The following is a 20,999-nucleotide window of genomic DNA, read 5'->3' as shown; positions in this document are numbered from 1 at the left end:
ACTTGCCAAACCAACGCCCCGTGACGGCCCGCCGGCCGCCGCGCGGGTTTCGTGTTGCCACAAAAACAAGAGTGAACCGCCATGATCGACCACACGCCCGCAGCTCCCGGCTCGCGCTCGGCCTTTCGCACCTTCTGCGTCTCCGGCATGGGCACCGCGCTGGAGTTCTACGATTTCGTCATCTACGGCTACGCCGCCGCACTGATCTTCCCGCAGCTGTTCTTCCCCGGCATGGATCGCCTGACCGCCGTGCTGGTCGCCTTCGCGGCGTTCGGCGCCGGCTTCTTCGCCCGCCCGCTGGGCGGCGTTGTGTTCGGCCACCTGGGGGACCGCTACGGTCGGCAGAAGGCGCTGGTCGCCACCCTCGTGCTGATGGGCCTGAGCACCCTGCTGATCGGCTTCCTGCCGACCCACGCCAGCATCGGCGCGGCCGCGCCCGTTCTGCTGGTGCTGCTGCGCCTGGTGCAGGGTTTCGCCGCCGGCGGCGAGTGGGGCGGGGCAGCGCTGTTCGGCATCGAGGTCGCGCCCAAGGGGCGCCGTGGCCTGTGGGGCAGCTTCACGAGCATGGGCATCGGCATCGGCGGGATCTTCGGTTCGGCGGTGTTCGCCATCGTCAGCTTCGCCTTCGACGACGACCTCTCCGGCATCGCCTGGCGCATCCCGTTCTGGCTCGGCGGCCTGCTGGTGCTGGTTGGCCTCTATGCGCGCCTGCAGAACACTACGCCGCAGCCCAAGGTCGCGCCGCAAGCCGAGGCGCGCATGCCGCTGATGGAGGCCTTTCGCCGTCGCCCGCGCGAGCTGTTGCTGTGCATCGGCATCGCCTTCGGCTACGTCACCATTGCCTATATCGGCAGCACCTTCTTCCTCGCCTACGCGACCGATATCGGCTACAGCAGCAGCCATGCCTTGCTGTTCGACTTCTCGCTGTCGGTGGCCATCGTCGCCTCCGCGCCGTTCTTCGGGCACCTGTCGGACCGTTTCGGCCGGCGCGTGGTGATGATCTTCGGGGCGGCCATCATGGCGCTCGGGCTGTTCGCCTTCTTCCCGCTGATCGGCCTGCACAACCTGCCGCTGGCGCTGCTGGCCTATGTCGCCGTGGGCTTCTTCATGGGCGCGACCCAGGGGCCGATCCCGGCCTTCCTCGCCGAGCAGTTCCCGCGGGAAATGCGCTACTCGGGCATCTCGTTCAGCTACCAGATCGGCGCGGCACTGGGCGGCGGCACGGCGTCGAGCATCGCCACCGCCATTCTCATCGCCACCGAGCGCAACCCGTTCGGCGTGGCGCTCTACGGCGCGGCGGCGCTCTTGTTGGTGGCGGTGTGCTCCTGGCTGCTGCGGGAAACCTCGCGCCTGCCCATGGAAGTGATCGACCGCGACGACGCCGCGCCAGACGCCGTCCCGGTGCAGGCGGTCAACTGACCGCGCGTGCCCTGGTGCCCGGCACGAGGCCGAGCACCAGGGCGCAGCCGAGCAGGATGATCAGCGCGCCTACGCCCTGCATCAGCGACAGGCTTTCGCTCAGCACCAGCGCACCCACCAGCACGGCGACCACGGTGACGACGAATTCCACGCTGATGGTTTTCGTGGCGCCGATACGCGCGACGAGCTGGAAGTACACGACATAGTTCACTGCGCTGAGCACGCAGCCGCACAGCAGCAGGAAGAGGAAGTCGACGGGCTGTGGCGTGCCCGGCACCGGCACCCAGATCAACAGCGGCAGGGTTATCAGCCCGCCGATCAGGAAGGCGCCGCAGGTCACTTCCCAGGGGCCGGCGGTGCGCAGTTTGAGGCTCGCGTAGTTGCTGCCGAAGGCCGCGCACACCGCGCCGAACACCGAGGCCGCGCTGCCGAGGATGAACTCGTGGGTGATCGGCACCGCCGGAAAGCCCACCAGCAGCACCATCCCGCAGAAGCCCAGCACCAGCCCGCCAAGGCCGCTCCAGGTGATGCGCTCCAAGCCCCAGAGGCGGCCGATGAGCATGGAGAACAGCGGAATGCCGGCGACGAAGATCGCCGCCATGGCCGTGCCGATGCGCGGGGTGGCGTAGGTCATGCCGATCAGTTGGCCGGCCACCGTGGTGGCGCCGACCACGCAGAGTGGCTTCCACAGCCCTTCGAAATTCAGCCGGCGCCCGGATAGTTTGGCCACCGCGAACAACGTGAAGCTGGCGATCAGCGCGCGGAAGCTGACTGCGCCAACCCAGCCGAACCCGGCGATGGCCTTGAGCAGCACGAGAAAGGACAGCCCCCAGCCGATCGCAAGGAACAGATAGGCGGCAAGGTCGCGCGGTTGCATTCGACTCCGGTGGCACAAGGCAGAAGAGGGCCACCGAAAATCGGCGGCGAATGCGTCTATCTTGCCGGGTGCCCGTGGCGCTTGGGAAGGCGGCGCACCGACGTTTTTCCATCTGTCAGCGGCGCCTTTCAGCTGCCTGCATTGCTACCTGGCACTGCAGTGCGCGGGCGAAACAGTCTTCGCTAGGAGTTGTCCGCCCGCCTGTTCGCCAGGGCCTGCGGATTCGCCACGTTCTTCGGTGCTCCGCCGAAGAACGCCACCACGTTGTCGAAGGCATCGCCGAAGTACAGCTCGTAGCCGTTCTTCTCCACGTACCCCAGGTGCGGGGTGCAGAGCGCGCGGGGATGCTTCAGCAGGTCATTATCGTCGGCGAGCAGCGGCTCCTGCTCGAAGACGTCCACGGCCGCGTAGCCTGGCCGACCGGCGTCCAGGGCCTGCAACAGCGCGCCGGGGGCGATGAGCTCGGCGCGGCTGATGTTCACCAGCAGGGCGCTGGGCTTCATGCCCGCGAGGTCCGCGAAGGTGACGCCATGGCGAGTGCTTTCGGACAGGCGCAGGTTGAGGCTGAGGATATCCGCCTCGGCGAAGAGGGCCGCGCGCGAAGCTGCCGCCTGATGACCGTCGGCGATGGCGGCGGCCCGGCTGTTGTCGCTGCCCCAGACCAGCACCGGCATGTCGAACGCCTGGGCATAGCGCGCCAGGCGCTGGCCGATCTTGCCGTAGCCCCAGATGCCCAGCGTTTGCCCGGCCAGCGCGTGGCCCAGGTTGACCTGCCATTGCCCGGCCTTGAAGGCTTCGATGGCAGGAACGAGTTGCCGGCGTGCCGTGAGAATAAGTGCCCAGGCCAGTTCGGCGGGCGCCACGGGCGAGCCCCGGCCCTCGGTCACCACGATGCCGCGCTCGGTGCAGGCGTCCAGGTCGAGGTGGCCGGACACCTTGCCGGTCTGGCTGATCAGCTTGAGCCGGGGCAGCCTGTCGAGCAGCGCAGCGTTGATGCGGGTGCGCTCGCGGGTGAGCACCAGCGCGTCGGCATCGGCAAAGCGCGCTGCCAACTCGTCCGCCGAAGCGGGCCCCAGGTCATGCAGCACGCGCACATTGTGCCCGGCCAGCTGGCTGTAGCAATCGAGTGTCCGGATCGCGTTCTGGTAGTCATCGGGGATGACGATGTTCATGGGGAGTCCGCCTCTGCGGTCGTTTGGATTACCGGAGGACGATATCCGATCTTCGGGGGGCTTTCGATCCATAGCGGACTTCAGGAGACCTGGGCTATGCACGGCCAGTGCGTGCGGCGGCTTGCACAACCGTTGCGCCCCAGCATTGTCCGACCGGGATCGCCTGTGTGATGAGCTCTCCGCGCCTCAGTTCCTGCTGGGCGATTGCTTCCAGATCGATCAGCGAATCGAGATCGCTGTTCGTGGATAGCCGCACCGGTGATGTGCAGTCATTGTGGCACTGGAACATGGACTGGAATTGGCCAGCGTAACCGTCTGCCCGACGTCCCGCGCACAACGGCTCTACTGGACTGAACGGCATCGTGGTGCAGGCGTACAGGGAACGCAGTCGCTTGTCGACTGCAACTGCCGGCTCATAGCGTACATTTCGACGAATCTCAGTGTGGCCGCTCAGTACCTTTCGGCAGAGCCCACTATCTCTTGGAAGAGTCGTTCTGGTCGGCATGGGTAAAGAGCACTCGACGCCTCAATGGTACGACAACTGAGTATTTTCAGAGGCCAGAGGTGGTCAGGGCGCTTGCTGAGTCTCTGCCTCTGGCCGCTTGCCGCCGCTGAGGAGGGGCAGGTGCCGAGCCATGGCAGTCGTCGTGCGCTGCAATTCGAGCCTCCAATATCTGCGCTTCATCGATAGCGATTTTGACGCCATGAACTACATTTCGCATACAAGTGTCAGCCGGCAGAAGTTCACGACGAGGGAAGGAGTACGGCGTGCCGCCGAGGCAAAGAAACTGCCACGGATGTAACTGCAACAAGGAGGTTCGCCATGCTCCCGCCATTCACGCGGCGCTCCAAGCCCGCTTCAACCAGATCCGCGCTGGGCGTTGCCATAGCCAACACGTTTGCCCTGGTGATGCTGCCGGAGACTGCCCATGCGGTCTGTGGGCAGCAAAGCGGCACGTATACGACAACCCAGACTTGTACTCCGGCGAGCGGAGTCGCGGCCGACATCACGACGCTGGCCGGCACCCAGGTGACTACGACAGCAGGCAACGCACTGCTAGTCCGATCCACAAACGCGAGCTCGAGCATCCTGCTCAACAGCACCAGAGTGCAAAGCACGCCGCCCACCGCGGTAAGTGCCGTACAGGCTCAGATCCTGGGCGGCGTCTCAGGGCCTGGTGCAGCCCTCATCAACTTCCAGAGTGGTAGCAACCTCATCCAGTCGGGAGGCAGCGGCCTGGACGCTGTAGCCGCCATCAATACCAACGCTGGAGCATCGACAGTGCTGGTCGGTGCCGGTACCGAGGTGAACATCAATAATCGCGCGGTTGTTACGGAGCGCGACGGTATTGACGTGAATGCCTCTGGCGGTGGAGACATCGTGTTCCAGCATGCTGGTACTGGCAGCATCCTCACTTACGGCGGCAACAACATCTGGCTCAAGGGAGCCCTTGGTGGGAACGTAACCGCCACAGTGGGTGCGGGGGTAAGTTTGACGGTCGATAACAACGATCCCTTGTCCGGCGGCGACCCGAACATCGATGACGAGAACGATCCCCAAGCTGGCACTGGCAACCATGCGGGGCTGCATACCCGAGCCATCAGCGGCAACACAACAGTGAGCAACGCTGCGACTATTCGTGGCATGGGGTTGAACGCTTTCGGCATATTCACCGAGGGCGGCACGGGCACGACCAATCTCACCAACACCGGCAGCATTACCACCGATGGACAGAACGGCTTCGGCATCCGCCCCATCTCCACCACCGGCAGCATTCATATCGTCAACAGCGGCGATATCACGACGACTGGTGATAACGCCCACGCTATCTACGTGAACGACAACATCGGGGCGACCGGGGACATCAGCATCCAGAACTATGGCGACTTGGTGGTCGGCAATGCCACCGACCCGGTGGGTTCGCGCGGGATCTACGTGATCAAGCGCGGCACGGGCAATTTCAGCCTGACCGGCAGCGGCAACATCACCGTCAGAAACGGGCCGGATTCCACGCGGGCCAATGGCATCATCATCACCGCGGCGCAGAACGGAACGGTGGACTACAGCGGGGACATCGTCACGAGCGGACCCGGAGCGAGCGCCATTCGTCTCGACTCAGCCGATGGTGATGCGACGGTGAACTACACCGGCAACAAACTGGAAACCCTCAGCACACAAGCCCACGGCATCTACGTAACCTCGCTGGCAGGGAAGGCAACGGTTAGCTCCGGCGGGACCATCAACACACATTCCGAAGGCGCTGGTGGGGAAGGGACGGGGATCGATGCCTACGGATTACGCGCCGAGACCGGAGGACAGGACGTCAGCATCACCTACACGGGCCCGCGCATTGATGTGAATGGTACCGGTGCGGCAATCCTCGCCAATACCACCTACAAGTCCGGTACGGGCGCAGGCGGCGCGACGATCGACAACAGTGGCGAGCTGGTCGCCAGAGGCAACCGGCAGCGCGGAATCCGCGCCCTGACTGTGACGGCCAACCAGACGATCATCAACCGCGGGGCGATCACTACCTAGGGCGATACTAACAGCCAGGGGATCCTGGCGCAGGCCTCCGGTGCAGCCAGGATCATTGTGCAGAACAGCGGCAACATCACGACCCATGGCAGCATCGCCTCGGGCATCGACGCGCTTACCGTCGGAGGGTCAGTCAGTGTCAGCAACAGCGCGGCCATCCTTGGCGGCTGGGGCCAGAGCACCGGTGTCTCCCTGGCTGGCGAGACCCAGGCGCTGAGCAATACCGGCACCATCGGCGCACTGAGCGACCACGCTGTCCTGGGCGATGCCAGTGGGCCGGATGCCACCGTGACCATCGATAACGGCGGCGAGATCGTCGGCTCGATCAATGCAGGAACCTCCCAGGTCAGCATCGCCAACCAAGGCAGCTGGATCGTGCGCAACTTCGCCGACAGCAATGGCGATGGCGTCCGCGATAGCTGGGCGGTGGCCGTCAGCAATCTCGGCATCGCCAGCGGCAACCGCATCGACAACAGCGGCACCCTCACGCTGGCGGCCCAGCCGGGCAGCGGCATCCAGAGTTTCGACGCGACGGGCGCCTATCTGCCCCTGGGGCAGAGCGCCAACGCCCCGGTGCAGGACGGGGCGGTGCAAGGCCAACTGCTGGGCGTCGGCACCTTTACCCATAGCGGGCTGATCGACCTGACCGGCGGCGGCAGTGTGGTGGGCAACGTGCTGCTCATCAGCAACGCGCAGGTTGCCGGCAGCAACGGAGGCGGTGTGTTCGTCTCCAACGGTGGCCGCCTGCTGCTCAATAGCGAGCTCAACGAAGGGGGCGCCAATAGCCGCTCGGACATGCTGGTGGTGGACTCCACCGCCACGGGCAGCGGTGGTGCCACCGGCCTACTGGTGAACAATGTCGGAGGCCAGGGCGCCCTCACCGAGGGCAACGGCATCGCCGTGGTGAATCTGCTCGATACCGCCGTGGCCGCCAGCGACGCCAACGCCTTCAGCCTGGCCCGGCGGGTCGTGGCCGGCCCCTATGAATACCAGCTCTACCGCGGCGCGCCCGATGGCAGCGGAACGCAGACGTGGTACCTGCGCTCGGATATCGAGCCCACGCCGCCGGCCCCGCCCGGTCCACCGGGGCCGCCGCTTCCGCCGGAACCGCGCACACCGAACTTCCGTCCCGAGGTGTCGCTTTATGGCGCGCTCCCTGCACTGGCCCTGGTCTATAACCGCACCCTGGTCGATACCCTCCACGAGCGCGTGGGCGAGGAGCGGCCGACTGCGTGGCAACAACCGCCCGCCGAGGATGAAAGCACCTGGGGCCGTCCCTGGGGTGGGGGCGCGTCATCTACCGCAGCGGCAAGCAGGACGGCGACCGCAAGGACGCAGTCGGCAACACCCCGGAGTACAACTACGACCTGACTGCCTTCCAGGTGGGCGCCGACCTGTACCGGAAGGAGCGGGCCGATGGCAGTCACGATCAGGCCGGTTTCTCCCTGGGCATCGGCAGCATGGACGCTGGCGTCAGCCACTACACCGGCCGCAATGCCGGCGACGACACGCTACGGGCGTACAGCCTGGGCGGCTACTGGACCCACTTCGGTCAGGAAGGTTGGTACCTGGACGGCGTCCTGCAGGTCAGCCGGTACGACATCGAGGCACGCCCCAATGAACTGTCCAAGCTCAAGACCAAGGGTTGGGGCTACACCGGGTCGCTGGAGGGCGGCTACCCCTACGAGGCGGACAAGGATCTGTGGATCGAGCCCCAGGCCCAGGTGATCTACAGCTACGTGGACCTCGACGACAGCGACGACATCGGCGCCGACGTGCGCTTCCGCGACGTGGAATCTTTGATCGGCCGGCTCGGCGTGCGCGTAGCCAAGGACTGGGAAGCCGAGGGAAGCGACAAGAGCCGCCGCCGCACCCAGGGCTGGGTCCGCCCCAGCGTCTGGCATGAGTTCAAGGGCCAGCCGAAGACCGAATTCTCGTCGCAGTCAGGCTACATCCCGTTCGAGGCGGACATTGATGGCACCTGGGGCGAGATCAACCTGGGCATCGACCATCAGGCCAGCGAGAAGGTGACCTTAACCGTCTCTGCCGGCTACCGCGAAGCCTTCGACGGCGATAGCCACGGCTACGATGCGATGGTCGGGTTCAAGTATCTGTTCTAGAGAGGGAGCGTTAGCCGTCAATTTGATGGCTTGGCGGCGACAGGCTTTTGCTCAGGTAATCAAATGTCTGCGTCTGGCTGCTAATGGAGGCTGCATCACCTTATTCCCAGAGCACGATCCAGCGACCAACTGCCTGCGCCTCGCCCGATCAGCAATAGCAGCACGCCTGCCCACACCAGATGGGTGGGCCAGGCGTCTGGATAAACGAAGACCTCGATCACCGTGGTCATTCCCAACAATGCCAGGGCCGAAAGGCGGGTACACAGGCCCACGACCAGTAGCAGCGGGAAGAGGTGCTCCGCATAGGTCGCCAGGTGGGCGGCGATCTGCGGCGGCACCAGGGGCAGCATGTACTCGGTACGGAACAGCTCATAGGTGCTCGGGGTGATGGTCAGAAGACCCTCGACCTTGGTTCGTCCGGAGAGGAAGAAGGTTGCGGCAATCCCGACTCGCGCTACCAGGCAGAGAGCAGTGTCGCCGAGTAGTTGCTGCAGGCGGTCGGCAATGCGGTTCCAGCCTTGGCGCAGGCTGCCGCGGAGGAGAGTAGTGCGAGCGATGTCCATGATGACCTCCTTACGCGAGATTGATGGGGCGGAAAACACCGGCCCCAAGGAGTCGGCCGAGCAGGTCGTGGAAGTCGAGATCCGGCTGCACCTGGAGTGCCAGGGCCGAGGCCCGATCGAGGTTGTTGCCGGCCGCGCAAGCATCGAGGAAGGCGCACCCTCCAGCTTCCAGCGCATGCCAGGCGACGCCCTCGGCATGGCCGACCAGCAGTGCGCCTTCACCTTGCCAGGGCAGTTCCTCCGGAATCGGCAGGGTCTCGTGGTTGTACCGCCAGATGCTGTAGATCGGCTGCTCGGAGAACCAGCACCAGCGCACACAGGCGCGTGGTTCCAGGTGGCCGGCGGCAAGATCCGAGGCGGTCATGCCGGCGAGGCTGGCGAGGTCGAGCTGCGTTTCCTGAGGAGCAACGAAGGCCTCTGTCCATAACCGGTCCAGGCGCGCCACGGCGCCAAGGTAGGGCAGTCCCCGTGCGGGTTCGAAAGCATCGAGGAAATCGGCAAAGCCCTCGCCGTAGAGAATCAGGCGTGTGTCGTCTGGCGGCATCTCGCGAGCGTGAATGGCCGCCGCCGAGCGAATCCAGTCCGTCCCGACCAGGCGCTCGACGGTTGGGAAGTTGTCGCACAATGCGTCGACACAACCCTTGAGCACGGTGTTGCGATACACCTCGAAGGCCGCCTGTGTGGTCATGCCTCGCAGCGTCGGAGCAGGGCGCCGGTAGAGGGCATCGACGAAGGCATCCTGGAATGTGCCGAGTGAGGTCTTCATGGCTTTATCTCCGCCAGGTTGAGGATCGCTTGCGCGAGCTCGCGCTCGGCCAGCAACTCGTCGAAGGCAGGCAGATGGTCGTCGCGCTCGATCAGTGTCGGCCTTGGGCCGATACGCTGGATCAGGTGCTCATAGAGCGCCCACACCGGTTCGGCGACCGGAGCATCGTGAGAGTCGATCAGCAGTTCGCCGCCCTCGTCGCAGCTGTGGCCGGCCAGGTGGATCTCCAGGATGGCCGCCGCCGGGAAGCGGTCTAGGTAGCGCCTGGCATCGAAGCCGAGGTTGTGGGCGCTGACGTGCACGTTGTTGACATCGAGCAGCAGGCCGCAGCCGGTGCGCAGCGCGAGCTCCGTGAGGAATTCGATTTCGTCCCAGTCGTGACCCTCCAGGCGCAGATAGTGGCTGGGGTTCTCGATGGCGATGCGCCGGCCCAGGGCTTCCTGAGTGCGCTGGATGTTGTCGCCGATGCGCGCCAGGGCGGCATGGCTGCGCGGGAAGGGCAGCAGATCCGGCAGGTACTGGCCGCGCCAGGTCGACCAGGCCAGGTGCTCGGAGATCAACTGCGGTTGCACGTGCTCGACCAGCGCGCGCAGTTGCCGAAGGTGCGTCTCGTCAGGTTCAGCATCGGCCGCCAGGGACAGCGCGACCCCGTGCAGCGATAGCGGATGCCGTTCGGCGATCCGCTCCAGCCAGGCAAGGCGGGGGCCGCCGACCATGTAGTTCTCCGGATGTACCTCGAACCAGAGCCCTTGGGCGGAGCAGGCCAGGGCTTGGGCGTAGTGGTCGCCCTTCAGCCCCAGCCCGGCGCCCGATTGGTGGAGTGCGTTCATGGTCGGCGGCCTTGGCTCAGGCTTTGCTCGGGGTCAGCGAGCCCATGCCATGGGGCGTCTTGATCGTGGTGCAGGTGCCGGCCGGAACGTTCTTCCAGTGCATGCCGTCATAGTCTTTCTTGGCGCTGCCTGCGCAGGTGGTGCCCGCGCCGGCCTTGCAGTCGTTCTTGCCGGCCATGGCGACGCCGTAGCATTTTTCCATGGCCGCGCCATTGCTGGCCTTGGTGTTCATGTCGTCGGCCAGGGCGCTACCAGTGATCGCGGCAAGGGCGAGGGCGGCGGTGGCGAGGGTCAGGGTTTTCATGGTGTGGTCTCCCGTTCGATTGAAGGGCCGTGGAAGGCTTTCCGGCGGCTCGATGAGTAGTTCGCCGGAGGAGACGGTCCGGTTACAACGCCGCGAAATTTTTTTGAGAATTTCTCGACGTGGCCCTAACGTATTGAACGAAGGCCTGTTTTCTCCGCGGGCCGGCGGCACGCCAGCAGGCTGGGGCGGGATCGGCAAAGAATTCACCTTCGCTGTAACCAGGACGGTCGATGCAACGAACTACCAGCCAGGAAGCGTTGATCGCGCGTGAGGCGCAGCTGCAGGCACTCCTGCTGCGTGGCATGGACGGTGACGACAGGGCCTATCGCGAATTCCTCAGCGCACTCGGTACGCACCTGCGGGCCTTCCTGGGCCGGCGCCTGAGCCAGCGCCCCGGCGAGGTCGAAGACCTGCTGCAGGAAGTGCTGCTGGCGGTCCACAATGCCCGCCACACCTACCGTGCCGAGCAGCCTCTGACCGTCTGGGTGCAGGCAATCGCGCGCTACAAGCTGGCCGACCACTTCCGCGCTTTTGCGCGCCGGGAGGCGCTCCACGATCCGCTGGCGGATGACGAGGGAGAACTGTTCGCCGTCGAGGATGGCGAACCCGCGCAGGCCAGCCGCGACCTCGGCAAGCTGCTGCAGCGACTGCCCGACAAGCAGCGCTTGCCGATTGTTCATGTGAAGCTGGAAGGGCTGTCGGTGGAGGAAACCGCCAGCCTCACCGGGCTTTCCAGTTCCGCCGTTAAGGTCGGCATCCACCGCGGGCTCAAGGCCCTGGCGAATATCATCCGAGGGTTGCGAAGCGATGAAGACCAATGAACTGATCGACCTGCTGAGCGCTGGCGAGGGCGCAGTCGACCGTCACGCCCTGGGCAAGCGCTTCGCCATCGCCCTGCTGGCCGGCGCCCTGGGCGCATTGCTGCTGATGGCGGCAATCTTCGGCGTACGCCCTGACCTGGGCGAGGTGGCGCGCACGCCGCTGTTCTGGGCCAAGGTCGCGCTGCCCGGTAGTCTGGCTCCCCTTGCCTTGTGGCTGAGCAGTCGCCTAGCGCGGCCAGGAGTGAGCGGAGGCGTGGCCTGGGCGCTGCTGGTGTTGCCCGTGCTTCTGGTGTGGATTGGCGGAGCGGTTGAGCTGGCCGGAGTACCCGCCGAAGCTCGCGCCGGCCTGATTCTGGGCAAGACCTGGCGCACCTGTCCGCTGAACATTGCGCTGCTCTCGGTGCCGACCTTCATCGGGGTGTTCTGGGCGCTACGCGGCCTCGCTCCGACCCGCTTGCGTATTGCTGGAGCGGCTGGCGGGCTGTTGGCGGGAGCCACTGCGACATTGGCGTACTGCCTGCACTGCCCCGAGAGGGGCATTCCGTTCTGGGGCGTCTGGTATCTGCTCGGCATGCTTCTCCCCACGCTGCTGGGAGCGGTGCTCGGGCCACGCCTGTTGCGTTGGTAACCGAACGCCAAGAACCCGGGAAATGCGTTGGACATGCCGGAACTGGATGGCCCTCGCCGCATTTGAGTGTCTTCGGGCCGTCACCTCCGCTGGGCGAACTCTACCGAATCAGAGCGCCCTTCCTGGGATGTCCTGCTCCGGACCTCCAGAAGCTGGCTACGCTTGATTCAGTTTGTGATTGGTGGGTTGGCGGTACTTCCAGGGAGAAATGGAATGGGGCGTTGGATCGGCGCAAGGCTCAGCTTGATGCTTGTCGTGTTGGGGGTGGCCTACGCGTCTGTGGTTTGCGCTGAGGCTACTTCAGTTACCGAGGTAGCCGAGGGCGTCGCCGCCGACCCTGTGGAGTTGAAGATCGCCAACCGCAGCATCGTTGTGTTCCGCGCGACCTTGCTGGGTGAGACGCCGATCGGCCGGCAGCAACGGGCCAAGGCCGTGATCGAGGAGGTGCTGCAGGGGACCGACGACCTGCAAGTCAGTACCGCCCCCATCCTCCACAGCTACATGGTGCTGCTGGGTGGCCGACGCGCCTTCATCGTTTCGCCACAGGACGTCGAGTCGCCAGAGGGTTCTGTACAGGAGGCCGCAGCGAGGGCTGCCGCGAACCTCAAGGTGGTGGTCGAAGAGACCGGCCAGGCGCGCAGCCTTCGATTCCTGCTCAAGGCCGTGGGGTACTCCGCTGTTGCCACCGTCCTGTACGTGTTGTTGCTGAGGCTGGTGCATTTCCTCAGGCGCAAGCTGCGCGGACGGCTGCCGCAAGTGATGCGCGAGCGGGCCCGGCAGATCAAGGTGGGGCAACTTCAGCTGTTCGACATGCAGTACCTGTACTACCTGGCGGATCGGGTGATCTGGCTCTTCTGCTGGGCTGTCGTGTTTCTGCTGAGCTACGAATGGCTCAGCTATGTGCTGTCCCAGTTCCCCTATACCCGGCCCTGGGGTGAAAGCCTCGACGTCTATCTGTTCCGACTGGCGGATTACCTGCTCAGCGGGATCGTCAGCGCGATACCGGGCATTGCCGTCGCCGTGATGATCTTCTTCATCGCCCGGGGCATCAGCGGATTCAGCAAAAGGCTGCTGGAGCGCCTGTCACGGCCTGGCACCATTCGCTGGCTGACCGAAGAAACCCTCCAGCCCACTACGCGCCTGACCTCGCTCGCTATCTGGCTGTTCGCCGTGGTGATGGCCTATCCCTACTTGCCCGGTTCGGGCACCGAGGCATTCAAGGGACTGTCGGTGCTCGTGGGCCTGATGATCTCGCTGGGGGCTTCCAGCGTGGTGGGGCAGGCTGCTTCCGGCCTGATCCTGACCTACTCGCGGACGCTGCGTGCCGGGGAGTTCGTGCGCATCGGTGATCACGAGGGCACGGTGACGGAGGTCGGCATGTTCAACACCACTATCCGCACCGGCCTAGGAGAGGTCCTGACATTGCCGAACTCGATGATCACCGGTTCGGTCACCAAGAATTACTCGCGGATAGTGCAGGGGCAGGGGTACGTCGTCGACACCGTGGTCACCATTGGCTATGACACTCCCTGGCGCCAGGTTGAAGCGATGCTCATCGAGGCCGCCCGGCGTACGGATGGCATCTTGCAGGTTCCACCGCCTTACGTGTTCCAGACAGCCCTGTCGGACTTCTATCCCGAATACCGGCTGGTCGCCCAGGCCATTCCCAGCGAGCCGCGTCCACGGGCCCAACTGCTGAGCATGCTGCATGCCCACATCCAGGACGTGTTCAACGAATACGGCGTGCAGATCATGTCGCCGCATTACCTGGGCGATCCCGGCGTGGAAAAGGTGGTGTCGCGTGAAAACTGGTACGCAGCGCCTGCAAGTCCCCCTGAGGCGGACTAGAGGCGCGCTTTCTTCCTAGCCAGTTTTCTATCGTCAACGGTCGTCGTTGCGCAGACCGGGGGAGTGTGAGCGATTGCCGCAATGGCGGCCATCCTCTGCGTATACCAAGCCAATGCTCGCTCCTGGCCGAAGGCAAATAGTCAGCAGCATCTGGGCGGAAGCGGGCTGCCGCATCGGACAGTCACCCAGTGGGTGATGGCCGATGCGATGCAGTACGCGGCCACGTTCACTCCGAAGACTGAGCTTCAGTGGCAGCGGCGCCAGTGGTGGTATCGGCGGCGGGAGTGCGGTTTTTCAGCTTCTCGCGATTACGGCGCTCCTGGCTGCGTTGCCGGGAAGCTTGCTGCTTCGCGTGCAGTGCCTGGGCGGCGGTTACGGTGCCGACGGGCTGGCCGTTCAAGTCCAGGCGCGGCGCGTTCTCCACCATGCTGGCCCAGTAACGGGCGCCCTTGCACCAGGCCGCGACGCCCAATTTGAGTTGCTCGCTGGTAATCCCGAGTTGCGCCAGGTGTTGCTCGGCATCCTTGAGAATCCCCTCCTTGAGCGGAACCTTGGGCGCCGGATTCACCGGGAAGGCCAACGGAAAATGCCGCTGCAAGCGCCAGATCGCTTCCAGCGCAGGATCCTGCTCACGAGGTTTCTCCTGCGATGAGGACTTCGGCTTGCGGCGCTTCTCATTAGCGGCCTTGGCCTGCTCTTTTTCTGCCCGCAGGCGGTCACGTAGCCCAGCTAGTTGTTCAAAACCCATCGTTCAATTCACAGCTTCGAGGTTGATTGCGTGGTGCAAGGTTATTCCATACAGCTCTCCGGATCACCTGTATCAGCACAAATCGTCGCTGTTTTCGTCGGCAAAGGATGAATCCAAGGCTGACAGAGGCTCTGCGCAAAGCGCTCCGGCGGGCTTAGGTGGCTGATTCCGAAGCCGTCGCTGGGGCGCAGTTCGTCGCGAATATTAAATTTAAATTGAATTTAGATTTCCCCTGCGGCAGGCTGGCCCCCATCTTTTCTTGTGCCCAGGAGTAGCCATGGCCTCCCGCGAATCCCGTAAAGACGGTGAAGCGACCCGCATCCGCATCCTCGAGGCTGCCGGTGAGCTGCTCGCGACCCTCGGCTTCGCTGAAACCAGCAACAAGGCGGTGGCCGCGAAGGCAGAAGTGGACTTGGCTTCGATCAACTACCACTTCGGCAGCCGCAGCGGTCTTTACCAGGCGGTGCTGGGGGAGGCCCGGCGGCGCTTTCTCGACATCGCCGACCTGCAGCGGATCATCCAGGCCGAGCAGCCGGCGCCGGACAAGTTGCTCGCGCTGACCGAGCTGGTCGTGCGCAAGGCGTCGCGCGGTCGGGAGAGCTGGCACCTGCGAGTGCTCGCCGCCGAAGCCCTGGCGCCCAGCAGCCATGGCCAGGAAGTGCTGCATCCGCAGAAGACGCTGAAGCTGACACTGCTCAAGCAGCTGTTCAGCGAGATTACCGGGATACCGCCGGATGAGCCCACGCTGGTCCCCTGCATCCTCAGCGTGACCGCGCCCTGGGCGATGCTGCTGATCGGCCCCCGCGGCGGCCGGGGCGCCCTTCGCGACATCCTCGACATGCCCGGTGAAGTGGTCACCGCGCAGCTTTACGGTTTTGCTCTGGCGGGCCTGCGGGAGGTGGGCCGGCAGTACCAACTGAGGGCCACCTCGGCGGACTCCTGAGTCCGCACGCAACTGCATTCCCGCGCAACGACGTTCCCTCTTTTCAGGTCTGCTCCATGCAACCGGCTTCCGATCAAACCCTGGCCAGCCACGCGAGTCCGGCAACCGACGCCGGGGCTGTACGCCCCTCCATTCCCCTGTTGCTGGCAGCGCTGCTGCTGGTGATGTTCCTCGCGGCGTTGGACCAGACCATCGTCTCCACCGCCTTGCCGACCATCGTCGGTGAGTTGGGTGGCCTGCACCTGCTGTCCTGGGTGGTGACCGCCTACCTGCTGGCGTCCACCGTCGTAGTGCCGTTGTATGGCAAGTTCGGCGACCTGTACGGGCGCAAGCTGGTGCTGCAGACCGCCATCGTTCTGTTCCTGGTGGGGTCGGCGCTCTGCGGGATGGCGCAGAACATGACGCAGTTGATTCTCCTGCGCGCGCTTCAGGGCCTGGGCGGGGGAGGCCTGATGGTGGTGGCGATGGCGGCCATCGGCGATGTCATCCCTCCGGCCGAACGCGGTCGCTACCAGGGGCTGTTCGGCGGTGTGTTCGGCCTCGCCACCGTGGTTGGCCCTCTGGTGGGCGGCTTTCTGGTCGAGCAACTGTCCTGGCGCTGGATCTTCTACATCAACCTGCCGCTGGGACTGCTCGCCCTGCTGGTGATCGGCAGCGCGTTCCGCCCTCATGTGGCGCGGGTCAAGCACGTCATCGACTACTTCGGTGCCTTCTTCCTGACTCTGGCGCTGGCCTCGCTGGTGCTGATCACCAGCCTGGGCGGCAGCACCCTGAAATGGACCTCGATCGACATCATGGTCCTGGCGCTCTTCGCCGTCGTCGGGTTGATCGGTTTCGTCCACGAGCAGCGCATCGCCGCCGAACCGATCATGCCGCTGCATCTGTTCCGCCACCGCACCTTCGTGTTGGCGGGGCTGATCAGCTTCACTGTCGGTGTTTCGCTGTTCGGCTCGGTGACTTTCCTGCCGCTGTACATGCAGGTGGTCAAGGACGCCACGCCGACCAGCGCGGGCCTGCAGATGCTGCCGCTGATGGGCGCGATGCTGGTGGTCTCGGCGGTCACCGGCCGGCTGATCAGCCGCTGGGGGCGCTACCGGGTCTTCCCGATCCTCGGCACCCTGCTGCAGGTGATCGCCCTGGCGCTGCTCAGCCGTCTCGACCTGCAGTCGTCGATGCTGCAGATGAATCTCTACATGGCTCTGCTGGGCGCGGGGCTGGGCATGGTCATGCAGGTGCTGATCCTGGCGGTGCAGAACAGCGTCGAGTTCCGTCACATGGGGGTGGCCACCTCTGGCGCCACCTTGTTCCGCTCCATCGGCGGCTCCATCGGCGTCTCGGTATTCGGTGCGCTGTTCTCGCACGAACTGATGAGCCGGCTCGCCAGCAACTTCCCGGCTGGCGCCGGCTCCCCGGCCAACCTGTCGCCGGCCGATGTGCATGCCTTGCCGGTGGCCATGCAGCAGGCCTACCTGAAGGCGTTCTCCGGGTCGATGCACTGGGTGTTCCTGGTGGCGTGCCTGGTCAGCGCGGTGGCCTTCGCGCTGTCGTGGTTGCTGCAGGAGGTGCCGCTGCGCAAGGCCTGAGTTTGCTCGGAAGAGGCAGATCTGCTGACTACTGACCCGCATTCAGGCGAGGGGCTGCACTCTGCCGGCGCACGTAGACAATTGCCAGGACGTAGGGGGCCACGGCAAGGAAGGCGCAAGCCAGGAAGGGGAGCGAAAGGCGGTTCAACGCCGGGGCGAGGCTCAAAGCCATGCTTTGCATGATGTAGGGGAGCGTACCGAGGATGCCGCATGCGGTGGTCCCGGAGACGGCGCTGATCGCATAAAGCAGAAGAATCAGCCATTGCCCTGGACTGCCTTTCTCGGCGGGTTTCAGCAGCAGGAGTGCGTAGGCGAACGAGATCAGCGAAAGGCCCACGAGCAGCACCGTCAAGGGCAAGCTGTTGGGGTAGTGCTTGACCCCGTTCAGCAGATTGAACGCACCCGACAGTGCGCTGATGACGGAAACCGTAAACATGACCAGGAGATTGACGCTACGCATGACGCTTCCTTGTGTGTGGCGATAAGCCTGTGCAACGAACGGGTTGTGCAAGACGTTCGTGCCGGGTATTGCTGCGATTCCTTGAGCAATCCTTCCCAGTACGGCCCTGTTGACAATCCAAGGGGCTCGGCCGGGTTGCGCGAAGCTTACGTTGCCAGTGGCAGCATTGTCATGGCACGGCCAATGCTGGCTCGCTGCATGCAAGTGGCCAGCATTTGCCGTCCGCCCCCTTGCGAAAGTGCACGGCGACTTTGCCCGGGCGCCAATAGCCTTGGTGCCGGCGCTGGCATATAGTCGCGCCCCCCAGCGAAGCCGCCAGCGCCCATCGGGTCTGCCTCCGGCTGCGCAACCACTCAAGGCGCGAGGAGCACGCCAGTCATGAAAACAGAACAGGGCATCCTGCAGCTTTCCATCATCGTCACCGTCCTGCTGGCCGGTTTCGGGATCATCGTCGGCCTGCTTTCGGGATCCTTCTCCATCGTCTTCGACGGTGTCTATTCCCTGGCCGATGCCAGCATGAGCGGCCTGGCGCTGATGGTTGCCACCCTGATCCGCCGCCATACCACCGAGGGCGATGCCAGCCGGCGCCTGGCCGAGCGCTTCAACATGGGCTTCTGGCATCTGGAACCCATGGTGCTGGCGCTCAACGGCACACTGCTGTCAGGCGTCACGCTTTACGCGCTGATCAACGCCATTGGCCGGCTGCTCACGGGCGGCCATGCGCTGGAGTTCGGCTTCGCCATCCTCTATGCGTCGGTTGCCACGCTGGTCTGTTTCTCCCTGGCGGCGGTGCAGTTCCGCGCCAACAAGCGCATCGCCTCGGACTTCGTCGCCCTGGACGCGAAGTCCTGGGTGATGTCCGGCAGCATTTCCCTGGCCTTGCTGATCGCCTTCCTGGTGGGTGACGTGGCCACCGTGAGCGGCTACGCGCACATCGGCCCCTATGTCGACCCGGCGGTGCTGGCGCTGATCTGCCTGGTGATCCTGCCGATTCCCTTCCTGACCATCCGCCAGGCCTTCAAGGACATCCTGCTGGTCACCCCGCCGGAGCTCAAGGAGCACGTCGACGAGGTGGCCGCGGCCACCGTCTCGCAGCACGGCTTCGTGGCGTACCAGGCCTATGTCGCCAAGGTCGGACGGGCGCAGCAGATCGAGCTGTACTTCATCGTCCCGCCGAGTTGGCCGGCACAGACCCTCGCCGAGTGGGACAAGCTGCGCGACGAGATCGGCGAGGCCATCGGCGGCGAAGGCCCCAATCGCTGGCTGACCATCGCCTTTACCACCGATCCGCTCTGGACCCGCTGAGCGCTTTACACCACGCCGATCATGGCCGCGCTCATCCTTCGCGCAAGCGCGCCTCGCGCCAGGCTCCCGGGCTGCTGTCGTACCAGCGGCCGAAGGCCCGGGAGAAGCTCTGCAGGTCACTGTAGCCGAGCAGGTCGGTGATCTGCGCGAGTGACAGCGTCGCATCATCCAGCAGATCCAGCGCCCTGTAGCGGCGCTGCTCATCAAGCAGCTCGCTGTAGCGCCAGCCGTGGCTGAGCAGTCGTCGTGCGGCGGTGCGCTCAGTCAGGTGGCGCGTCCTGCAGAAGGACTGGAAACTCGCACCCTCTGTCAGGGTGCTGGCGATATGATCGGCGGCTTCGTCCAGCAGGGTTCTCTGGGTCTGCCCGCGCGCCTGCTCGACGATGCCGACCAGGGTGGCCTCCAGTTCGGAGTTCCAAGGAGACAGCGGGTGGCGGAATAGCGCGGGCTGCAGTTGCAGCACAATCTCCGAGGCATCGCTGCGCCAATGCAGGGGCGCGCGCAGTGTCTGCTCATAGAGCTCTGCGTTTGCTGGTGCGTGGCCGGGCAACTGGATGCTGAGCAGCGGGTCCTGGGCGAGGCCGCTGGCCAGCAGCTTGCGCCGCAGCAAGCTGCAGATGCCGACCAGGGTGTAGTCGCGGCTCTGCCGGCCGGACAGCAGCGCGCCGCACTCGGAGAGCACCAGGGCGATGTGGTCACCCTCCGTGCGCAGTTCGATGTGCAGCGATCCGTTGAAGTAGGGGAAGTAACGGGCGAAGTAGGTGCAGGCCGCTTCCAGGGTTGGTGCCACATCGAACAGGTAGGTCAGCCCGTTGGTCAGGGTCGACACGAAGCGCTTGCCCGCCAGCAGGCCGATGGCAACATCGCCGCTGGCTCGCTCGGCCAGGTCCCAGAAGCGTCGGGAGAGGAACAGTGGCACGCGCACCAGCGGCGTGCGCAGCTCCAGCAGCGTGCGGCGCATGCAGGCCTCCAACTCCACGGCGGAAACACCGCGTGCGAGCAACTCCTCCACGGCCGGCAGTAGCGTCGGCGCGTAGAAGGCGTTGGAGGAATGGGCGGAATCTGGGCTCATGGCGTGAGATGACTCGACGAACCGGTGGGGACGGGCGGACGACCTTACGCATTGCGCTTGGTAACGACAAGCCCGCGCGGCAGGCGCTCGTCCGCCGCGAAGATTGCCTCGACCATCGCCTGCGCAGCCGGTGAAAGACTGAAGCCGGCGCGGCTGACGATGCCGTAGTGCAGGCGCAGTTCGGGGCGGTCCTGCGGAATGTCGGTGATCTTCAGCAGAGCCACCTCGCCACGCTGCACTGGGTCGTGCAGCGCCTCCACCGCCGCCAGGCCGACCGCGTCGGAGCGTGCGACGATGTGTAGGATCGCCGCGAACTGCGCGCACTCGATGTTCATGTGGAAGTCGCGCTCGCCGATCACCTCGGCCAGCACCTTGCGCAGCGGCGGCGGAATTCGAGTGCCGACGCGCGGGTAGTCGAGCAGGTCGGCCAGCTTCAATTTTGCCTCGTCTGCCAGCGGATGGCCGGAGCGGCAGAAGAAGCGGCCGGGGCGGAACTCCATCCAGCGCACTTGATACGCAGGATCGTCGGCGAACTCGCGGGCATCGCCGACAAAGAATTCGACCTGTTCCTCCCTGAGCAACTGCGCCATCTGTTCCCAGTCGCCCATCAGAAAGCCGACATTGATTGCGGGGTGTGCGCGGATGAAGTCGGCCATCGCCTCGGGCACGAGCAGTTGCGCCGGATAAGGGCCGCAGCCGAAGCGCAGCTCGCCGGCGTCGAGGCCGTTGTACTGCTGCAGTTCGTTGCGTAGCGAACGGGTGCCGGCGAGCAGGCGCCGCGCGTGCTGTAGCACCAGCTCGCCCTGGCCGGTCAGGCGGAAGTCGCGGCTCTGGCGGTCCACCAGCAAGCAGTCCAGGTCGCGCTCAAGGGATTGGATGCTGCGACTTAGCGCCGACTGGCTGAGGCCGATGGCGTCGGCGGCGCGCTGGTAGTTCTGGAAATCGGCGAGGGCGGACAGGTGGCGGAGCTGTCTGAGTTCCATTATGCATCCTGCGCATAA

Annotated in this window: 21 protein-coding genes; 11 read left to right on the top strand and 10 right to left on the bottom strand. The window is 65.0% G+C overall.

Annotation, left to right across the window (positions count from 1 at the left end; genetic code table 11):
* The first annotated feature begins 81 nt into the window (after positions 1–81).
* Positions 82–1,419, top strand: a complete 1,338-nt coding sequence (locus tag IB274_RS15130) for an MFS transporter (RefSeq protein WP_192432747.1) — start codon at positions 82–84, stop codon at positions 1,417–1,419.
* On the opposite strand, the gene IB274_RS15125 is transcribed toward IB274_RS15130, so the two are convergent.
* On the bottom strand, positions 1,412–2,296 hold the full coding sequence (locus tag IB274_RS15125; protein ID WP_192432746.1) for a DMT family transporter: 885 nt from the start codon (positions 2,294–2,296) through the stop codon (positions 1,412–1,414). The genes IB274_RS15130 and IB274_RS15125 overlap by 8 nt on opposite strands.
* Positions 2,297–2,478: 182 nt before the next feature.
* Positions 2,479–3,468, bottom strand: coding sequence for a D-2-hydroxyacid dehydrogenase family protein (locus IB274_RS15120; protein ID WP_192432745.1), 990 nt, complete (start codon positions 3,466–3,468; stop codon positions 2,479–2,481).
* Between the two features lie 635 nt (positions 3,469–4,103).
* Here IB274_RS15120 and IB274_RS15115 point away from each other — a divergent pair.
* The 4 genes from IB274_RS15115 to IB274_RS29665 are packed head-to-tail and all read left to right on the top strand — an operon-like array spanning position 4,104 to position 8,127.
* Entirely contained in the window at positions 4,104–4,271 is a 168-nt protein-coding gene (locus IB274_RS15115; RefSeq protein ID WP_192432744.1) for a hypothetical protein, read from the top strand.
* Between the two features lie 20 nt (positions 4,272–4,291).
* On the top strand, positions 4,292–6,007 hold the full coding sequence (locus IB274_RS29675) for a beta strand repeat-containing protein (RefSeq protein WP_225614868.1): 1,716 nt from the start codon (positions 4,292–4,294) through the stop codon (positions 6,005–6,007).
* A gap of 57 nt (positions 6,008–6,064) precedes the next feature.
* Positions 6,065–7,378, top strand: coding sequence for a hypothetical protein (locus tag IB274_RS29965; RefSeq protein ID WP_318652877.1), 1,314 nt, complete (start codon positions 6,065–6,067; stop codon positions 7,376–7,378).
* Positions 7,273–8,127, top strand: a complete 855-nt coding sequence (locus IB274_RS29665) for an autotransporter outer membrane beta-barrel domain-containing protein (protein WP_318652881.1) — start codon at positions 7,273–7,275, stop codon at positions 8,125–8,127. The genes IB274_RS29965 and IB274_RS29665 overlap by 106 nt, the downstream gene beginning before the upstream one ends.
* A 95-nt stretch (positions 8,128–8,222) precedes the next feature.
* Here IB274_RS29665 and IB274_RS15105 read toward each other — a convergent pair whose 3' ends face one another.
* Genes IB274_RS15105 through IB274_RS15090 form a run of 4 tightly spaced genes read right to left on the bottom strand, consistent with a single transcriptional unit; the run spans position 8,223 to position 10,590 of the window.
* Entirely contained in the window at positions 8,223–8,690 is a 468-nt protein-coding gene (locus IB274_RS15105; RefSeq protein ID WP_192432743.1) for a DoxX family protein, read from the bottom strand.
* A gap of 10 nt (positions 8,691–8,700) precedes the next feature.
* Positions 8,701–9,456 carry a DNA-binding domain-containing protein gene (locus IB274_RS15100; RefSeq protein WP_192432742.1) on the bottom strand — a complete coding sequence of 252 codons (756 nt, stop codon included), beginning with the start codon at positions 9,454–9,456 and terminating at the stop codon, positions 8,701–8,703.
* Complete coding sequence (locus IB274_RS15095; RefSeq protein ID WP_192432741.1) at positions 9,453–10,286, bottom strand: DUF692 domain-containing protein; 834 nt, start codon at positions 10,284–10,286, stop codon at positions 9,453–9,455. The genes IB274_RS15100 and IB274_RS15095 overlap by 4 nt, the downstream gene beginning before the upstream one ends.
* A gap of 16 nt (positions 10,287–10,302) precedes the next feature.
* Positions 10,303–10,590, bottom strand: a complete 288-nt coding sequence (locus tag IB274_RS15090) for a DUF2282 domain-containing protein (protein ID WP_192432740.1) — start codon at positions 10,588–10,590, stop codon at positions 10,303–10,305.
* A gap of 230 nt (positions 10,591–10,820) precedes the next feature.
* On the opposite strand from IB274_RS15090, the gene IB274_RS15085 reads away from it, so the two are divergent.
* The 3 genes from IB274_RS15085 (at position 10,821) to IB274_RS15075 (ending at position 13,887) form a co-directional block, all read left to right on the top strand.
* Positions 10,821–11,411: a sigma-70 family RNA polymerase sigma factor gene (locus IB274_RS15085; RefSeq protein ID WP_192432739.1), complete on the top strand. Its 591-nt coding sequence runs from the start codon at positions 10,821–10,823 to the stop codon at positions 11,409–11,411.
* Positions 11,398–12,039: a DUF1109 domain-containing protein gene (locus tag IB274_RS15080; protein ID WP_192432738.1), complete on the top strand. Its 642-nt coding sequence runs from the start codon at positions 11,398–11,400 to the stop codon at positions 12,037–12,039. Before IB274_RS15085 ends, IB274_RS15080 begins: the two co-directional genes overlap by 14 nt.
* 213 nt (positions 12,040–12,252) lie before the next feature.
* Positions 12,253–13,887 carry a mechanosensitive ion channel family protein gene (locus IB274_RS15075; protein ID WP_225614867.1) on the top strand — a complete coding sequence of 545 codons (1,635 nt, stop codon included), beginning with the start codon at positions 12,253–12,255 and terminating at the stop codon, positions 13,885–13,887.
* Positions 13,888–14,113: 226 nt separating this feature from the next.
* Here IB274_RS15075 and IB274_RS15070 read toward each other — a convergent pair whose 3' ends face one another.
* The gene (locus tag IB274_RS15070; RefSeq protein ID WP_192432737.1) at positions 14,114–14,635 is read right to left on the bottom strand and encodes a ProQ/FinO family protein; all 522 of its coding nucleotides are present in this window, start codon (positions 14,633–14,635) and stop codon (positions 14,114–14,116) included.
* A 277-nt stretch (positions 14,636–14,912) separates the two neighbouring features.
* Here IB274_RS15070 and IB274_RS15065 point away from each other — a divergent pair, with 277 nt between their 5' ends.
* On the top strand, positions 14,913–15,578 hold the full coding sequence (locus tag IB274_RS15065) for a TetR/AcrR family transcriptional regulator (protein WP_192432736.1): 666 nt from the start codon (positions 14,913–14,915) through the stop codon (positions 15,576–15,578).
* A gap of 56 nt (positions 15,579–15,634) precedes the next feature.
* Positions 15,635–17,161, top strand: coding sequence for an MDR family MFS transporter (locus IB274_RS15060; RefSeq protein ID WP_192432735.1), 1,527 nt, complete (start codon positions 15,635–15,637; stop codon positions 17,159–17,161).
* A gap of 28 nt (positions 17,162–17,189) precedes the next feature.
* On the opposite strand, the gene IB274_RS15055 is transcribed toward IB274_RS15060, so the two are convergent.
* Complete coding sequence (locus IB274_RS15055; RefSeq protein ID WP_192432734.1) at positions 17,190–17,621, bottom strand: hypothetical protein; 432 nt, start codon at positions 17,619–17,621, stop codon at positions 17,190–17,192.
* A gap of 378 nt (positions 17,622–17,999) precedes the next feature.
* Here IB274_RS15055 and IB274_RS15050 point away from each other — a divergent pair, with 378 nt between their 5' ends.
* Positions 18,000–18,926, top strand: a complete 927-nt coding sequence (locus IB274_RS15050) for a cation diffusion facilitator family transporter (RefSeq protein ID WP_192432733.1) — start codon at positions 18,000–18,002, stop codon at positions 18,924–18,926.
* 31 nt (positions 18,927–18,957) lie between these two features.
* Here IB274_RS15050 and IB274_RS15045 read toward each other — a convergent pair whose 3' ends face one another.
* Together IB274_RS15045 and IB274_RS15040 are read right to left on the bottom strand one after the other, a co-directional pair.
* On the bottom strand, positions 18,958–19,998 hold the full coding sequence (locus IB274_RS15045) for an AraC family transcriptional regulator (RefSeq protein WP_192432732.1): 1,041 nt from the start codon (positions 19,996–19,998) through the stop codon (positions 18,958–18,960).
* Positions 19,999–20,042: 44 nt separating this feature from the next.
* Positions 20,043–20,981 (bottom strand): LysR family transcriptional regulator, encoded by a 939-nt coding sequence (locus tag IB274_RS15040; RefSeq protein WP_192432731.1) that lies wholly within the window; start codon positions 20,979–20,981, stop codon positions 20,043–20,045.
* Positions 20,982–20,999: the final 18 nt, after the last annotated feature.

The organism is Pseudomonas sp. PDM18 (assembly GCF_014852585.1).
Lineage (GTDB): Bacteria > Pseudomonadota > Gammaproteobacteria > Pseudomonadales > Pseudomonadaceae > Pseudomonas.
The sequence above is the reverse complement of the archived record's forward strand: the minus strand, read 5'-3'. Positions and strand labels throughout refer to the sequence as shown.

Bases quoted from the DNA above. Each gene is read 5' to 3' on its own strand.
- IB274_RS15130 (WP_192432747.1), top strand. From the start codon at position 82: ATGATCGACCACACGCCCGCAGCTCCCGGCTCGCGCTCGGCCTTTCGC.
- IB274_RS15125 (WP_192432746.1), bottom strand. From the start codon at position 2,296: ATGCAACCGCGCGACCTTGCCGCCTATCTGTTCCTTGCGATCGGCTGG.
- IB274_RS15120 (WP_192432745.1), bottom strand. From the start codon at position 3,468: ATGAACATCGTCATCCCCGATGACTACCAGAACGCGATCCGGACACTC.
- IB274_RS15115 (WP_192432744.1), top strand. From the start codon at position 4,104: ATGGCAGTCGTCGTGCGCTGCAATTCGAGCCTCCAATATCTGCGCTTC.
- IB274_RS29675 (WP_225614868.1), top strand. From the start codon at position 4,292: ATGCTCCCGCCATTCACGCGGCGCTCCAAGCCCGCTTCAACCAGATCC.
- IB274_RS15105 (WP_192432743.1), bottom strand. From the start codon at position 8,690: ATGGACATCGCTCGCACTACTCTCCTCCGCGGCAGCCTGCGCCAAGGC.
- IB274_RS15100 (WP_192432742.1), bottom strand. From the start codon at position 9,456: ATGAAGACCTCACTCGGCACATTCCAGGATGCCTTCGTCGATGCCCTC.
- IB274_RS15095 (WP_192432741.1), bottom strand. From the start codon at position 10,286: ATGAACGCACTCCACCAATCGGGCGCCGGGCTGGGGCTGAAGGGCGAC.
- IB274_RS15090 (WP_192432740.1), bottom strand. From the start codon at position 10,590: ATGAAAACCCTGACCCTCGCCACCGCCGCCCTCGCCCTTGCCGCGATC.
- IB274_RS15085 (WP_192432739.1), top strand. From the start codon at position 10,821: ATGCAACGAACTACCAGCCAGGAAGCGTTGATCGCGCGTGAGGCGCAG.
- IB274_RS15080 (WP_192432738.1), top strand. From the start codon at position 11,398: ATGAAGACCAATGAACTGATCGACCTGCTGAGCGCTGGCGAGGGCGCA.
- IB274_RS15075 (WP_225614867.1), top strand. From the start codon at position 12,253: ATGGGGCGTTGGATCGGCGCAAGGCTCAGCTTGATGCTTGTCGTGTTG.
- IB274_RS15070 (WP_192432737.1), bottom strand. From the start codon at position 14,635: ATGGGTTTTGAACAACTAGCTGGGCTACGTGACCGCCTGCGGGCAGAA.
- IB274_RS15065 (WP_192432736.1), top strand. From the start codon at position 14,913: ATGGCCTCCCGCGAATCCCGTAAAGACGGTGAAGCGACCCGCATCCGC.
- IB274_RS15060 (WP_192432735.1), top strand. From the start codon at position 15,635: ATGCAACCGGCTTCCGATCAAACCCTGGCCAGCCACGCGAGTCCGGCA.
- IB274_RS15055 (WP_192432734.1), bottom strand. From the start codon at position 17,621: ATGCGTAGCGTCAATCTCCTGGTCATGTTTACGGTTTCCGTCATCAGC.
- IB274_RS15050 (WP_192432733.1), top strand. From the start codon at position 18,000: ATGAAAACAGAACAGGGCATCCTGCAGCTTTCCATCATCGTCACCGTC.
- IB274_RS15045 (WP_192432732.1), bottom strand. From the start codon at position 19,998: ATGAGCCCAGATTCCGCCCATTCCTCCAACGCCTTCTACGCGCCGACG.
- IB274_RS15040 (WP_192432731.1), bottom strand. From the start codon at position 20,981: ATGGAACTCAGACAGCTCCGCCACCTGTCCGCCCTCGCCGATTTCCAG.